This window comes from Pseudomonas chlororaphis subsp. aurantiaca, from assembly GCF_013466605.1.
GTDB lineage: Bacteria > Pseudomonadota > Gammaproteobacteria > Pseudomonadales > Pseudomonadaceae > Aquipseudomonas > Aquipseudomonas chlororaphis_I.
In genome coordinates this window covers 870666-884284 of sequence record NZ_CP059162.1, presented here as the reverse complement: position 1 = coordinate 884284, position 13619 = coordinate 870666, and the positions used below count along the sequence as shown (strand labels likewise).

Annotated in this window: 11 protein-coding genes and 1 pseudogene; 3 read left to right on the top strand and 9 right to left on the bottom strand. The window is 64.3% G+C overall.

The genetic code is table 11. The features are described 5' to 3' along the window. Positions 1 to 156: 156 nt before the first annotated feature. Together H0I86_RS03870 and pmrG are read right to left on the bottom strand one after the other, a co-directional pair. Positions 157 to 1014 (bottom strand): phosphatase PAP2 family protein, encoded by an 858-nt coding sequence (locus H0I86_RS03870; protein ID WP_180924102.1) that lies wholly within the window; start codon positions 1012 to 1014, stop codon positions 157 to 159. Between the two features lie 25 nt (positions 1015 to 1039). After that, positions 1040 to 1750 carry a lipopolysaccharide core heptose(II)-phosphate phosphatase PmrG gene (gene pmrG, locus H0I86_RS03865; protein WP_373369400.1) on the bottom strand — a complete coding sequence of 237 codons (711 nt, stop codon included), beginning with the start codon at positions 1748 to 1750 and terminating at the stop codon, positions 1040 to 1042. Positions 1751 to 2075: 325 nt separating this feature from the next. Between pmrG and H0I86_RS32430 the strand changes: the two are divergent. Together H0I86_RS32430 and H0I86_RS32425 are read left to right on the top strand one after the other, a co-directional pair. Further along, positions 2076 to 3089, top strand: a pseudogene (locus H0I86_RS32430) (methyl-accepting chemotaxis protein); the annotation flags it as partial. Positions 3090 to 3131: 42 nt separating this feature from the next. Then, the gene (locus tag H0I86_RS32425) at positions 3132 to 3995 is read left to right on the top strand and encodes a methyl-accepting chemotaxis protein (RefSeq protein ID WP_373369419.1); all 864 of its coding nucleotides are present in this window, start codon (positions 3132 to 3134) and stop codon (positions 3993 to 3995) included. Positions 3996 to 4062: 67 nt separating this feature from the next. Here H0I86_RS32425 and H0I86_RS03855 read toward each other — a convergent pair whose 3' ends face one another. Both H0I86_RS03855 and H0I86_RS03850 read right to left on the bottom strand, forming a co-directional pair. After that, the gene (locus H0I86_RS03855; protein ID WP_180924099.1) at positions 4063 to 4467 is read right to left on the bottom strand and encodes a DUF3077 domain-containing protein; all 405 of its coding nucleotides are present in this window, start codon (positions 4465 to 4467) and stop codon (positions 4063 to 4065) included. A gap of 923 nt (positions 4468 to 5390) precedes the next feature. Next, on the bottom strand, positions 5391 to 5948 hold the full coding sequence (locus tag H0I86_RS03850) for a hypothetical protein (RefSeq protein ID WP_180924098.1): 558 nt from the start codon (positions 5946 to 5948) through the stop codon (positions 5391 to 5393). 259 nt (positions 5949 to 6207) lie between these two features. Here H0I86_RS03850 and gliR point away from each other — a divergent pair, with 259 nt between their 5' ends. Then, positions 6208 to 7236, top strand: a complete 1029-nt coding sequence (gliR, locus tag H0I86_RS03845) for an AraC family transcriptional regulator GliR (protein WP_180924097.1) — start codon at positions 6208 to 6210, stop codon at positions 7234 to 7236. 123 nt (positions 7237 to 7359) lie between these two features. Here the strand turns inward: gliR and H0I86_RS03840 are convergent, their stop codons facing one another. The 5 genes from H0I86_RS03840 to ggt form a co-directional block, all read right to left on the bottom strand. Beyond that, entirely contained in the window at positions 7360 to 7728 is a 369-nt protein-coding gene (locus H0I86_RS03840) for a glyoxalase superfamily protein (RefSeq protein ID WP_180924096.1), read from the bottom strand. A 131-nt stretch (positions 7729 to 7859) separates the two neighbouring features. Then, the gene (locus H0I86_RS03835; RefSeq protein WP_180924095.1) at positions 7860 to 9320 is read right to left on the bottom strand and encodes an N-acyl-D-amino-acid deacylase family protein; all 1461 of its coding nucleotides are present in this window, start codon (positions 9318 to 9320) and stop codon (positions 7860 to 7862) included. Between the two features lies 1 nt (position 9321). Next, a complete protein-coding gene (locus H0I86_RS03830) occupies positions 9322 to 10182 on the bottom strand; it encodes a MurR/RpiR family transcriptional regulator (protein WP_180924094.1) in 861 nt (286 codons plus the stop codon). A 15-nt stretch (positions 10183 to 10197) separates the two neighbouring features. Then, positions 10198 to 11547, bottom strand: coding sequence for a GntT/GntP/DsdX family permease (locus H0I86_RS03825; RefSeq protein ID WP_180924093.1), 1350 nt, complete (start codon positions 11545 to 11547; stop codon positions 10198 to 10200). A 301-nt stretch (positions 11548 to 11848) separates the two neighbouring features. Beyond that, a complete protein-coding gene (ggt, locus tag H0I86_RS03820; protein WP_180924092.1) occupies positions 11849 to 13516 on the bottom strand; it encodes a gamma-glutamyltransferase in 1668 nt (555 codons plus the stop codon). Positions 13517 to 13619 lie beyond the last annotated feature (103 nt).

Genomic DNA, 13619 nt, shown 5'->3' with positions numbered 1-13619 from the left:
TCCATAAACCAGGGACCCGGGAACTCTTTTCTCCGGGGGCGCGCACCCTAACAGTTCTGGTCACCGAAAAAACACCGGCAAGCACCAAAAACTGCCCCTTGGCCTTCTCCCGCCAGGTGCCTGGCAACGACGATTGGGTCAGTTACTGACGCACCCTTATCGGTCCGCCGCTGCGGTCAGCGCCGCGGACGGGTCGGGCCTCGATTCGGTGTGCGCCAGCACCGGCTGTTCCAGGCGCTCCCGGCCATAAAACAGCAGCGCCACCAGCAGGCAGGTCAGCCACACCACGATCCCCGCCCAGAAGGTGTGGGACATGTAGTGCCAGCCCTGCAGCACCCGGGTGGTGCCATAGACGAAGCCCAGCAGCAGCGAGCCGTACAGCAGCGCCCTGGAGTGGCGCCAGCGATAACGCCGGGCCACGAAGTACAGCGCCAGCATGGTGAAACCGCCCGAGGCATGGCCGCCCGGCCAGCAGCGGCCGTCACCGGCGGTCTTCAACAGCTCGAAGTTCTCATACCATTCCTTGTGCTCGATCTTGCCGGCGTACTGGGTGGTTTCCACCGGGCAGTACACGCTGGTGTGGCCCTTGAGATAGTGAATCGCCCCGGTGCACAGGGCGAAGGCCACCACCACGAACAAAAAGTCCCGGCGATGGCGCGCGGTAAAACGCAGCAGCGGCGCCACGCGGATCCTCTCCAGCAAAGCCTTGCCCCGGCCGAACCGTGCGCCCTTGAACAGCGGCCGGACGAATGACAGCAGCAGCCCAATGAGCGCCAGTTCAGCGGTCCAGTTGGGGATTATCCGCGCCCACTTGTGGGTGATCTTCTCGAAAAGGTGGGAGTGATCCAGCGGGAAGGTCTGGCTCACCGGATCAAAGAACAGGTCGCTGAAGGCGATGTCGATCCGGGTCATGTCGAACATCAGGAACACCAGCGCCGCGCACAGCAGCGGGAGGCCAAGGTTCCATCCATAAAAACGCCACGCATCAGCGCGGGAACGGGAAAGCGCCTGCATAGTCAGGGTCTCGGGCAAGGGACGGTCAGGGACGATTGAGGGCAACGGAGCGCCAGTCGCTGGCTTCGATGAAGCCGAGCATCTGCGGACGCCCGCCTGGGGTATCGGTGGAGACGAACAACGACGCGCCGTAGCCCAGGGTCGAAGACGGCAGCTTCAACTGCTTCTCCAGCGCGGCCATGCATTCGCTGTGGGTCACCAGCACCAGGTTGCGCCCGGCCACCTTGTGCGCCAGGGCATCGCGCAACAGGCTGTGCTTGCAGTCGATCAGCCAGCCTTCGCCGCTGCCGGCCTGGTTGAACATGTAGCCCGAGGTCTGTACCGCGCGGGTCAGCGGGCTGTGGTAGATGTCGGCCTTGTCCAGCCCCAGGTGCTCGAACTGCGCGCCGACGCCCACCGCCACCTCGCGGGCCCGGTCGGTGATGCCGTCGGGCACGTTCAGGCAGGCGGCCCTGGAATGGTCGCAACGCTCCACATGACGAATCAGCACAATCATCTGGCCCTTGGCCCAGCCGGCGCTCAGCGCCTTGGCTCCGGCCAGGTTGCCGTGGGCCAGGTCCGGCACCGCCGCGGGCTTGAGCAGAAAGAACACCAGCGGCAGCACCAGCAAGGCCACCAGGCCTATCACCAGGGCATTGCGATAACGGGCAAAACGGCTCGCGACAAGCGCGGGTTTTGCCACCGGAAGACTGAGTCCTGACGTCACGTTCGAGCCGCCCCTATGACCACCAGACATAAAATCGAGCAGCGCCGCCCACGCTAATCGCTGCCCATGACAATCGAGCGCGAGGCACCCGATCGATGGGCGGACTCTAGGGAGCCTGGCGTGGGCCAGGGGTGAAACGGATGTGAAAAAAAGCTCAATCGGCCAAGCGGTTTGCGCAGCGAAACCAGGCCCTTGGAGAGCCCCGCAATGGTGCAGAAAACTAATCCGACGAAATCGTTTCAGCTATTGCCCTTGCCGCCGATACACACCTGCGAACAAATCCTTGCTGGCCACCAATAACAACAATCTTCCAGCGATACACGATCAAGAAGCACAACGTTCCTGGAGGAATTGCATGAATAGCTGGTTCGGCAACATCAGCGTCAATCTCAAGTTAGGCCTGGGCTTCGGCCTGGTCCTGGCCCTGACTACCATCCTCGCCATCACGGGCTGGACCAGCCTGGGCGGTCTGATCGACCGCAGCAACTGGATGAGCGACATCACCCAATTGAACGCCGGGCTGACCAAGCTGCGCGTGACCCGCCTGCAATACATGCTGACCAACGGCGACGAAACCGCCGCGCAGAATGTGCAGGCCACCCTGGACGCCTTCTCGGCCCAGCAGCAGAAGCTGCAGAACAGCTTCAAGAACCCGGCCAACGTCAAGCTGCTCAAGGAACAGGGCGCCACCATCAGCGCCTACCAGGCGTCCCTGAACAAGATGCGCAACGCCTACCGCAATGCCAATGCCGCCCGCGTGGTGATGAATGGCAATTCGGAAACGGCGCGCAACCTGATCGCGGCCATCACCGCGCGCGTTCAGCAAATGCCCCTGAGCGACCAGCGCTTCGAACAGTTCCAGGCCATCACCAAGGCCAATGACGAATTCCAGCTCGCGCGCTTCGAAGCCCGTGAATACATCTACAACAGCACCCCGGACGCCGAGCGCAACGCTGTGGCCCAGATGAACGCGGCCATTGCCGCGCTGAGCGGGCTGGACAGCCATTTCAACAGCACCCAGGCCGACGCCCTGCGCCAGCTCAACGCCGCCCTGGGCGACTACCGCAACTCTCTGTTGACCTTCAAGGCCGCCGTCAGCGAAGCCGGCCAGGCGCGCAAGGAAATGACCGAACAGGGCGCGCTGATCGTCAGCCAGAGCGAAGAGCTGTACCAGTTCCAGCTCGACCGCCGCGACGAAGAAAGCGTCCAGGCCCGCAGCCTGCAAATGATCAGCACCCTGCTGGCGCTGCTGGTGGGCATCCTGGCCGCGGTGATCATCACCCGCCAGATCACCCGTCCGCTGCGTGAAACCATGACCGTGGTCGAGCGCATCGCGTCCGGCGACCTGACCCAGGACGTGCGCGTTACCCGCCGCGACGAACTCGGCGTGCTGCAACAAGGCATCGGCCGCATGGGCGTGACCCTGCGCGAACTGATCGGCGGCATCCGCGACGGCGTGACCCAGATCGCCAGCGCCGCCGAAGAGCTGTCGGCCGTCACCGAAGAAACCAGCGCCGGGGTCAACAGCCAGAAGGTCGAGACCGACCAGGTGGCCACCGCCATGCACGAGATGACCGCCACCGTGCAGGAAGTCGCGCGCAACGCCGAAAAAGCCTCGCAAGCCGCCGCCGCCGCCGACGGCGAAGCCCGCGAAGGCGACAAGGTGGTGGCCGAAGCCATCGCCCAGATCGAACGCCTGGCCAGCGAAGTGGTTCGCTCCACCGACGCCATGAGCGTGCTGCAACAGGAAAGCCAGAAGATCGGCAGCGTCATGGACGTGATCAAGGCCGTGGCCGAACAGACCAACCTGCTGGCCCTGAACGCCGCCATCGAAGCCGCCCGCGCCGGTGAAGCCGGTCGTGGTTTCGCCGTGGTCGCCGACGAAGTCCGCGCCCTGGCGCAACGCACGCAGAAATCCACCGAGGAAATCGAAGGCCTGGTGGCCGGCCTGCAGAACGGCACCCAGCAAGTGGCCAACGTGATGAACAACAGCCGCAGCCTGACCGACAGCAGCGTCGACCTGACCCGCAAGGCCGGTGCCTCCCTGGAAAACATCACCCGCACGGTGTCGAACATCCAGTCGATGAACCAGCAGATCGCCGCTGCCGCCGAACAGCAGAGCGCCGTGGCCGAAGAGATCAGCCGCAGCATCATCAACGTGCGCGACGTCTCGGAACAGACCGCCGCCGCCAGCGATGAAACCGCCGCCTCCAGCGTCGAACTGGCCCGCCTGGGCAACCAGCTGCAAATGATGGTCAGCCACTTCCGCGTCTGACCCTCGCCTTCGCCCCGGGAACAACGAGGCGCCCACAAGGAAGTGGGCCCCCATCGCCACCGCGCAATCACCCCTCCGGCAACACACCCGGCCGGCCCGCCCCATCCAGCAACGCATCCACCACCGCCCGCGCCATCTCCACCGAATGGATCATCGACCAGATCAAGCCACGTTCGATACCGCTGGCACTGGCGATCTCATCCGCCGTCTCCTCGGCACACTTGAGCAACAACGACACAGGCAACAACGCCTCCTCGGCACAGACCCCGGCACGCACCGCAAACAACGGCCGACCGTTGCCGTCGCGACAACCGAAAGAAGCACTGCCGGTTTCCTGCAAAGCACAATGCAAAGGCTCCCCCTCGACGCGACTTTCCAGCGCCTGACGAAGGGTTTGATTGGGGACTTCCAACTGAACGATCCGTTCGCGACTGGGTGAAAGCATGGGCGGATCGGGGACGAGCTTTTTCATGGCGGATCCTCTTGGAATGGAGCCACCACCTACCGCTGCTAAACGAATGAGGGTGGCAGCTGTACGCGGGTTAGCAGACCGGTCCAAGAATCCGGCGCACCCGAAGGCGCCCCACGCACAGCCGCCATAACTACAACCGAAAAAAGCTGGTTGAGCTGACAGCGATACCTGCGTGACTTGGAAGCGAGCTGCTAAACCCGATCACCGAAAAACCGGTGGCGAACCCGAGGCTAGACAGCGCCCTTCCCAGACGCAAGCGCCCCGGAGTTTCTCGGAAAAGCCTTACAAAATAAAGCGAAGAGCCTCACTTTCAGACAGCGTCCTACACGACAAAACTGTCATCCACAGGACCTGATCGCGAGCAAGCTCGCTCCTACAAAAAGCGCCGATATGGCCGCAATCCCTGTAGCCGCTGCCGAGGCTGCGATAGGACCGAAGGTCCTCCTGCGGTCTCAAAATCCTGCGCCTGCTGCGCAGTCGATCGCAGCCTCGCAGGCTCGGCAGCGGCTACAGGGTTTCACGCCGACCGGCAGGTCGCGCCCGGCTTTTGATCTTGATCCACCCGCCCCATCGGGAGGCCGAGCGGAGGTGTTCATCAGGGGGATGGCGCGCAGCGCCCCTCGACGCAGTCGAGGACATCGTATGGAGGTCGAAGCGAAGCCGACCGGAGTCGATGCCCCCTGATGGACACCGGAGCGAGGGAACCTGAGCGCAGCGAAGGCCGTACGCAGGGGCAAGCGTTTTTTGGTTACTTTTTGCTGGGCCGGCATTCCGGCGTTTGAAAAAAAGTGACCCGCCGTAAGGGCGGAACCATAAGTGGCCGTTACCGCAGCAATGGATATGTACCCCGTCCAAAAAATGCAGCGCCAGCACGGAAGCCATCGCGGGCAAGCCTCGCTCCTACAGAAGCCCGGCCACCCGAATCACTCGATACGCCAGATCCGCACCGTGGCGTTCTGCAACTCCAAGGACCACTCCTCTTCCGACAAACGAAGCCGCCGCAGCGTCCCCCCCATCTCCGTCTCAGCCACATAGCCCTTGGCAATCACCAAAATGAGAAACTTGTTCCGAACCCCCTCCATCCGTTGCAACCGATGCAGATCCGCAAGCACCGACCAGACCACAGACTCACCCGGTTCGACCTGCGGAAACCAGAGCCGCCCATCGCCATCCTCTCGAAGAACGGATCGGGTCTCGCCCATCCCCTTGCCCATCAGGCACTTGGGAAAAGACACATCCCCCAGGCATTTCACCTCGGCCGCCATGTCGAGATCTTCCGTGTACAGGTCGACTTTCGTACGTCCTCCGACCTTGCCGCTGGTCCAGATATCCGGATAACCGTGCTGCCAGGCATACAGGCTGAGCTCCGCCTGAATCCAGTGCTCCCGGCAATCGCTCAGTTCCAGCACCTGCGCCATGCGCTCGTTGATCGCATCAAAAGCCCCGAGAAAAACCTCCGGCCACACAATGGGTGCATTCATCGTTGAATTCCGTTCCTTGAAGGGTGAAGGGAGCCATCGCGCGCCCATAAGTGGGTCAATCCCTGCTGCATGCCCACCCTTCACAGATCGGCCATCGGCCGACAGTCTTGAACCCATCGCCGCCTGTGACCGCAGAAACGACCGCCATCGCGAACAATCGAGCAGCGACCGGCCGCGCCTGCACGACCAGCGTTGCACCCACGCTCCCGGCCCATTACCTTTACCCTCAAAAAGTGCGCCCACCGCCAGGAACCCCACCATGCAGCCCCTTGGTTACACCTCGGTCCCACCGCTGCTCAAATACCTGCGCCACGCCGAACACCTCGGCCTGCCCACCGCCCCCGCGCTGCAAGCCGCCGGGCTCGCCGCCGAACAACTGAACGACAACAGCCTGCGCCTGCCCGTCGAAGTCCACGAACGCCTGCTGGGGTATTTCTGCCAACACTCCGGCGACCCGCTGTTCGGCCTCAACGCCGCCCGCTACGTGCTGCCCAACTCCTGGAGCGTGCTCGGCTACATCACCATGAACTGCGCGACCCTGGGCGAAGCCATGAGCCGGATCATGCCGTTCGAGAAACTGGTGGGCGACATGGGGGTGAGCCGCATCGAGATGGCCGATGAGCAGGTCCGCCTGATCTGGAACTGCCGCCTGCCGACCTCCGACACCCGCCGCCAGCTGGTGGAAAACGTGCTCGCCTCCTGGCTGCTCTACGCCCGCTGGATCGCCGACACCCAGCTCTCACCGAGCGCCGTGTGGTTCGAACACCCGCTGCCGGCCGGCACCACGCTGGAACAATACGAAGCATTTTTTGCTTGCCCGGTGCTGTTCGAACAGAGCTGCTCGGCCTTGCTGGCACCGCTGAGCTACCTGCAACTGCCGTTGCGCCAGGCCGACGCCCAGCTGCTGCGAACCCTGGAAGAACACGCCATGAGCCTGATGGCGTCGCTGGAGGAAGCTCCGCTGGCGTTGCAGGTGAAGAACGCCCTGCGCCAGTTGCTCAAGGAAGGTTTGCCGCGCAAGGAACAGGTGGCCGATCTGCTGGCGATGTCGCCGCGCACCATGCAGCGCCAGTTGCAGCAGGCCGGCACCTCCTACCAGCAGATCCTCGACGACCTGCGCCAGGAGCTGGCCGAGCATTACCTGCTGCACAGCGACCTGCCGATCCAGGACATCTCCTATTACCTGGGTTTTACCGAACCGCGGTCGTTTCACCGTACGTTCAAGGGGCGGACGGGGATGACACCGGGGGAGTTTCGGCAGCACCAACGAACACGCCCATCCCTGTAGCCGCTGCCGAGCCTGCGAGGCTGCGACAGGACCGAAGGTCCTCCAGCGATTCCAGGATCCCTGCGCCCGCTACGCGGTCGATCGCAGCCTCGCTGCGCTCGGCAGCGGCTACAGGGTGCAGGTTCAGACGCAAATGGCGTTGGTGAACACCAACCGGTTACCGAACGGATCGAGCACCGTCATGTCCTGGCTGCCCCAGGGCATGGCCTGGATCTGCGGGTGGGCGAAGCGGTAATCCTTGGCCAGCAACTGCTGCTGGAAGACCTCCAGCTCGTCGGTCTCGATGCGCAACGCCGAGCCCGGCGTGCTGTCGCCATGGTGCTCCGACAGGTGCAGCACACACTCCCCGCGCGACACCTGCATATACAACGGGAAGTTGTCTTCGAAGCGGTGCTGCCAGTCGAGCGTGAAGCCCAGGAAGTCGATATAAAACTCCCGTGCCTTGGCCTCGTCGAAGATCCGCAGGATGGGGGTGGTTTTGCCAAAGCTCATTGCGCGACTCCCTGATGAAAGATGTCCACGGTATAGCAGGTGGATGTCAGCACTTCGGCTCGACCAAGGCTTTCTTTAATATCATCAGGCCATCACTGTGACGGCGTTCACCTATTCGGCGCCGCGCGCCTTCAGCCGTTGAACCCTTCGCGCAAATCCCCTTCCCGCGCCAGGAAGCGCCCTTGCCTGCGGCCGTTGGCCTGGCCTTCGGCATAGCTGCGCACGCCGTTGACCCACACGCCCTCGATCCCTTCGGCCGCCTGTTGCGGGCTTTTGAAGTCGGCGACGTCGCGGACCCGCGCCGGGTCGAACAGCACCAGGTCGGCCCAGTGCCCTTCGCGGATTTCGCCGCGCTGCTTGAGGCCGAAGCGCACCGCCGACAGGCCGGTCATCTTGTGCACCGCGGTGTGCAGCGGGAACAGGCCGAGGTCGCGGCTGAAGTGCCCGAGCACCCGCGGGAAGGCGCCCCACAGCCGTGGATGGGGGAACGGGTCTTCCGGCAGGCCGTCGGAACCGATCATCGACAGCGGATGGGAAAGGATGCGCCGCACATCGGCCTCGTCCATGCCGTAGTACACCGCGCCAGCCGGTTGCAGGCGCCGCGCGGCGTCCAGCAGGGTCGTGCCCCACTCGGCGGCAATGTCCATCAGGTCGCGGCCCCCGAGTTCCGGGTGCGGGGTGGACCAGGTGATGGTGATGCGAAAGGCGTCGGTGACCTGCTTGAGGTCGAGGGTCGAGGAACTGGCCGCGTAGGGGTAGCAGTCGCAGCCCACCGGATGGTCCTTCGCCGCCTGTTCCAGGGACGCCAGCAACTGCGGGCTGCGCCCCCAGTTACCCGCCCCTGCGCATTTGAGGTGGGAAATGATTACCGGGGCCTTGGCGTGGCGACCGATCAGGAAGGCTTCGTCCATGGCCTCCAGCACCGGCTCGAATTCGCTGCGCAGGTGGGTGGTGTACACCGCGCCGAAGGCGCTCAGTTCCTCGGCCAGTTGCAGCACCTCGTCGGTCTCCGCCGAGAAGGCGCTGGCGTAGGCCAGGCCAGTGGATAAGCCGAGGGCGCCATCTTCCAGGCTGGCGCGCAGTTGCTCGCGCATGGCGGCGATTTCCTCGGCCGTGGCGGTGCGATACAGGTCGTCCAGGTGGTTGCTGCGCAGCGCCGTGTGGCCGATCAGCGCCGCCACGTTGACCGCCGGTTGCGCGGCGTCCACCGCGTCGCGGTAGTCGCGAAAACGCGGGTAGACGAAGGCCGCCTGGCTGCCCAGCAGGTTCATCGGGTCCGGTGGATCGGCGCGCAAACTCACCGGCGAGGCGCTGATGCCGCAGTTGCCGACGATCACCGTGGTCACGCCCTGGCTGAGCTTGGGCAGCATCTGCGGCTGGCGGATCACCACGGTGTCGTCGTGGGTGTGCACGTCGATAAAACCGGGCGCCAGCACCTGCCCGTTGGCGTCGACTTCTTCGGCGGCGCGGGCGCCTTGCAGATCGCCGATGCGGGCGATGCGGCCATCGAGCAGGGCGACATCCGCGGGGTAACCCGGACGGTCGCTGCCGTCGATCACCAGGGCGTTGCGGATCAGGGTGTCGTAAAGCATGTCAGTCTCCCAGCGGCAGGCAATCGTCGCCGCCGCGGTAATCGTCCAGGGCCAGTTTGATCCGGCGCAGGCGTTCCTGGTTGTCTTCGGGCAGAGCCAGCGCCAGCTCGGTGGCCAGCACGTCGATGGCCAGCAGCATGCCGTAGCGCGCGGCCGTGGGTTTGTAGATAAAGGAGGTCTCGGCGCTTTGCAGCGGCAGCAGCACGTCCGCCAGTTGCGCCAGCGGCGAGTCGGCCAGGGTGATGGCAAGCACGCTGGCGCCGTAGCTGCGGGCCAGTTCGACAGTCTCCAGCAATTCGGGGGTGATGCCGGTCAGGGAGCAGGCGATCAGCGCGTGTTGCGGGCCCAAAGCCGCGGCGGTCACCCGCATCATCACCGGGTCGTGGCAGGCGGCGATGGGGTAGCCGAGGCGCACCAGGCGCACCTGCAATTCGTCGCTGCACAAGGTGGAACAGCCGCCCATGCCGAAGGTGTGAATCATCTGCGCCTTGCCCAGCAGGCGCACCGCGTCGCGAAAACGCGACTCGTCGAACCCCGCCAGGTGCTGGTGCAGGGTCGACTCGATATCGCCGACGATCTGCCGGTAGAAGCCCGACTGCTCCGGCGCATCCGCCGGGTCGAGAAAACGGCTGCCGACGCCGCTGGCCTGGGCCAGTTGCAGGCGCAGGTCGCGCAGGTCGCGACAGCCCACGCTGCGGGCAAAACGCGACAGGGTGGCAGCGCTGACTTGCGCCTGCTGCGCCAGCTCTTCGAGGCTGGCCGAGGCAGCGAAGCCGACGTCATCCAGCATCAAGCGGGCGATGCGGCCTTCGCCGGCGCTGAAGGAATCCTGGCGGGAACGGATCTGGTAGAGGATGTCCATGGACGGCACCTGGGCTCAAAGCAGTTGGGCAAGACCGGCGGTCAGGGCGAAGGCGACCACCGAGATCAGGGTCTCCAGCACCGTCCAGGTCTTGAAGGTCTGGGACACGGTCATATTGAAGTATTCCTTGATCAGCCAAAAGCCGCCGTCGTTGACGTGGGAGAAGATCACCGAGCCGGCGCCGGTGGCCAGCACCAGCAGTTCCGGGTGGGGATACCCCAGGCCGATGGCCACCGGCGCCACCACGCCCGAGGCGGTGGTCATGGCCACGGTGGCCGAGCCGGTGGCGATGCGCATCAGCGCGGCGAACAGCCAGCCCATCAGCAGCGGCGACAGCTGGAATTCATGGGCCAGGCCGACGATCTGGTCGGTGACCCCGGCGTCCACCAGGATCCGGTTGAGGCCGCCACCGGCGCCCACCAGCAGGGTGATGCTGGCGGTCGGCGCCAGGCATTCGTTGGTGAACCTGAGGATCGACTCGCGGTTGAAGCCCTGGGCCAGGCCGAGGGTCCAGAAGCTCAGCAGGGTCGCCAGCAACAGCGCGATCACCGAGTTGCCGATAAGCAGCAGGAACTGGTTGAGGCCGCTGCCCGGGGTGGAAATCAGGTTGGCCCAGCCGCCGATCAGCATCAGCACCACCGGCAACAGGATGGTGGCCATGGTGATCGAGAAACTGGGCAGGCGGGCGCGTGGCTCACGGTCGATGAACTGGCGCGCCAGCGGGTTTTCCGCCGGCAGCTGGATGCGCGGCACGATGAATTTGGCGTACACGGGGCCGGCGATGATCGCCGTGGGAATGCCGATCAGGATCGCGTACAGCAGGGTCTGCCCCACCGACGCCTGATAGGCCTGCACCGCCAGCATCGCCGCCGGGTGCGGCGGCACCAGGGCATGCACCACCGACAGGCCGGCGACCATCGGCAGGCCGACCATCAGGATCGACACACCGACACGCTTCGCCACGGTGAAGGCGATCGGCACCAGCAACACGAAGCCGACCTCGAAGAACAGCGGCAGGCCCACCAGGAAGGCAATGCAGACCATCGCCCAGTGCGCATTGCGCTCGCCGAAACGGTCGATCAGGGTCCGCGCCACCTGCTCCGCGCCGCCGGACTCGGCCATCATCTTGCCGAGCATGGTGCCCAGGGCCACCACCAGGGCGATGTGCCCAAGGGTCTTGCCGACCCCCGCCTCATAGGCCCCGATCACGCCGGACGGCGGCATCCCGGCCATCAGCGCCAGGCCCACCGAGACCAGGGTGATGACAATGAACGGGTTGATCCGGTAACGCGCGATCAGGACGATCAGCGCGATGATGGCGATGGCGGCATAGCCCAGCAGCCAGTAGCCCGATGCAGGTGTCATGCGGTACTCCTCGAAAAAGGGTCACGTCGAATGCTTATGAAATTCATAAATCATTTCGTGACCTGATTTTCAAACCACATGAAAGTAACTTTCGCACAGAGACAAGCTTTGTCGCGGACGGATATGCCGTGTCGCGAATAATGAAAATCGGCGAGGGGTATTTTCATCCGCTGTAGCGGAAGCCTGCTTCTTTCTGTAGGAGCGAGGCTTGCCCGCGATGACGTCGTTTCTGACCCACCGCGGGGGCCCGATAATCGCGAGCAAGCTTCGCTCCTACAGAAGCTTGCTCGTGATCGACGGGTTATTTGACGACTTTGCCCACGCCACGTCCGCGTGGGTCGGAAGCCGTTTCCAACTGGCTGCCGGTGACCCGGATCGCCTGGATATCGCCCATCTCCCAGCCCTGGTCTTCCAGGGTGTAGCCCATGGCTTTCAGCTCGTCGGCGACCTTGCCGCTGAGCGGCGCGTAGGCGTCGTAGTAAAGGGTGTCCTTGGGCAGCAACTGGTGATGCACGCGCTGCGCGGCCACGGCTTTTTCCAGCGGCAGGTTGAAGTCGTAGAGGTTGTTCAGCACCTGGAAGATCGAGGTGAAGATCCGCGACCCGCCCGGCGTGCCCAGCACCAGGGTGACCTTGCCGTCGCGGGTCACCAGGCTCGGGCTCATGGACGACAGCATGCGCTTGCCCGGCGCGATGGCGTTGGCGTCGCCGCCGACCACGCCAAAGGCGTTGGCCACCCCGGGCTTGGCGCTGAAGTCGTCCATTTCGTCGTTGAGCAGGAACCCCGCGCCCTTGACCACCACGCCGCTGCCGTAGTCCCAGTTGAGGGTGTAGGTATTGCTCACCGCATTGCCGTCGGCATCGACGATGGAGAAGTGGGTGGTCTGGTGCCGCTCCAGGCCCGGACGGACTTTTTCGGTGGGCGAGATGGCCGTCGGGTTGATCTCGGCGGCGCGTTTTTTCAGGTAGGCCGGATCGGTCAGTTGCTTGACCGGCACATCGGAGAACGCCGGGTCGCCGAGGTAATCGGCGCGGTCGGCGAACACGCGCTTTTCGATTTCCGCCAGCAGGTGGATGTACTTGGCCGAGTTCAGCTCGACGCCCTTGAAGTCCGCCGTGCGCTCTTCCTTGATGGTCATCAGCTGTGCCAGGGCCACACCGCCGGAGCTGGGCGGCGGCGCGGTGTACAGGGTGTTGCCGCGCCAGTTGACTTGCAGCGGCTCACGCCAGGCAACCTTGTAGTCCTGCAGGTCCTGCTTGGTGATCAGGCCTTTGTCGGCCTGCATCTGCGCCACCAGCAGGTCGGCGGTCTTGCCTTCGTAGAATTCCTTGACGCCCTGGTCGGCGATGCGCTCCAGGGTCGCGGCCAGCTCTGGCTGGCGGAAGGTTTCGCCGGCTTTCATGCTGCCGAAATAGTCGCCGAAGTTGGTGCTGTCCTTGAATAGCTTCAGCGCGTCCTCGCGGTACTGGTACTGCTTGTCGGCGACCTTGAAGCCGTTTTTCGCATAGCCCACCGCCGGGGTGATCAGCTCGCTCCAGGGCAGCTTGCCGAACTTCTTGTGCGCCTCCCACAGGCCCATCACCGTGCCCGGCACCCCCGCGGCGCGCGCGCCGACCAGGCTGAGGTTTTCGATGACCTCGCCTTTTTCGTTCAGGTACATATCGCGGGTCGCGGCCTTGGGCGCGGTTTCGCGGTAGTCGAGGAAGTAGGGTTTGCCGTCGATGAACAGGGTCATGAAACCGCCGCCGCCAATGTTGCCGGCCTCGGGGTAGGTCACCGCCAGGGTGAAGGCGGTGGCGACCGCGGCGTCCACCGCGTTGCCGCCCTTCTTGAGAACCTGTGCCGCGACGTCGGCGCCATACTGGTTCGGCGCGGCGACCGCGCCACCTTCCAGCAACGCGGCGTAGGTCGGCGAGCTGGCGGCGATGGCCGCTGTCAGAGCCAGGGTCTTAAACAGAACAATGCGCATAAGGTCCGTCCTTTTATTGTTTTTTGGCAGGTCGAACGATAGGGGCAAGATCGGGGGCGGAGCAATCGGCAAATAAAAACGGCCGCTTGAAGCGGCCGTCTGG

What these genes read in the sequence shown, in the direction of transcription:
- gliR (WP_180924097.1), top strand. Translation starts at nt 6,208, where the DNA reads ATGCAGCCCCTTGGTTACACCTCGGTCCCACCGCTGCTCAAATACCTG.
- H0I86_RS03840 (WP_180924096.1), bottom strand. Translation starts at nt 7,728, where the DNA reads ATGAGCTTTGGCAAAACCACCCCCATCCTGCGGATCTTCGACGAGGCC.
- H0I86_RS03825 (WP_180924093.1), bottom strand. Translation starts at nt 11,547, where the DNA reads ATGACACCTGCATCGGGCTACTGGCTGCTGGGCTATGCCGCCATCGCC.
- H0I86_RS03830 (WP_180924094.1), bottom strand. Translation starts at nt 10,182, where the DNA reads ATGGACATCCTCTACCAGATCCGTTCCCGCCAGGATTCCTTCAGCGCC.
- H0I86_RS32425 (WP_373369419.1), top strand. Translation starts at nt 3,132, where the DNA reads ATGGGCGTGACCCTGCGCGAACTGATCGGCGGCATCCGCGACGGCGTG.
- pmrG (WP_373369400.1), bottom strand. Translation starts at nt 1,750, where the DNA reads ATGTCTGGTGGTCATAGGGGCGGCTCGAACGTGACGTCAGGACTCAGT.
- ggt (WP_180924092.1), bottom strand. Translation starts at nt 13,516, where the DNA reads ATGCGCATTGTTCTGTTTAAGACCCTGGCTCTGACAGCGGCCATCGCC.
- H0I86_RS03855 (WP_180924099.1), bottom strand. Translation starts at nt 4,467, where the DNA reads ATGAAAAAGCTCGTCCCCGATCCGCCCATGCTTTCACCCAGTCGCGAA.
- H0I86_RS03850 (WP_180924098.1), bottom strand. Translation starts at nt 5,948, where the DNA reads ATGAATGCACCCATTGTGTGGCCGGAGGTTTTTCTCGGGGCTTTTGAT.
- H0I86_RS03870 (WP_180924102.1), bottom strand. Translation starts at nt 1,014, where the DNA reads ATGCAGGCGCTTTCCCGTTCCCGCGCTGATGCGTGGCGTTTTTATGGA.
- H0I86_RS03835 (WP_180924095.1), bottom strand. Translation starts at nt 9,320, where the DNA reads ATGCTTTACGACACCCTGATCCGCAACGCCCTGGTGATCGACGGCAGC.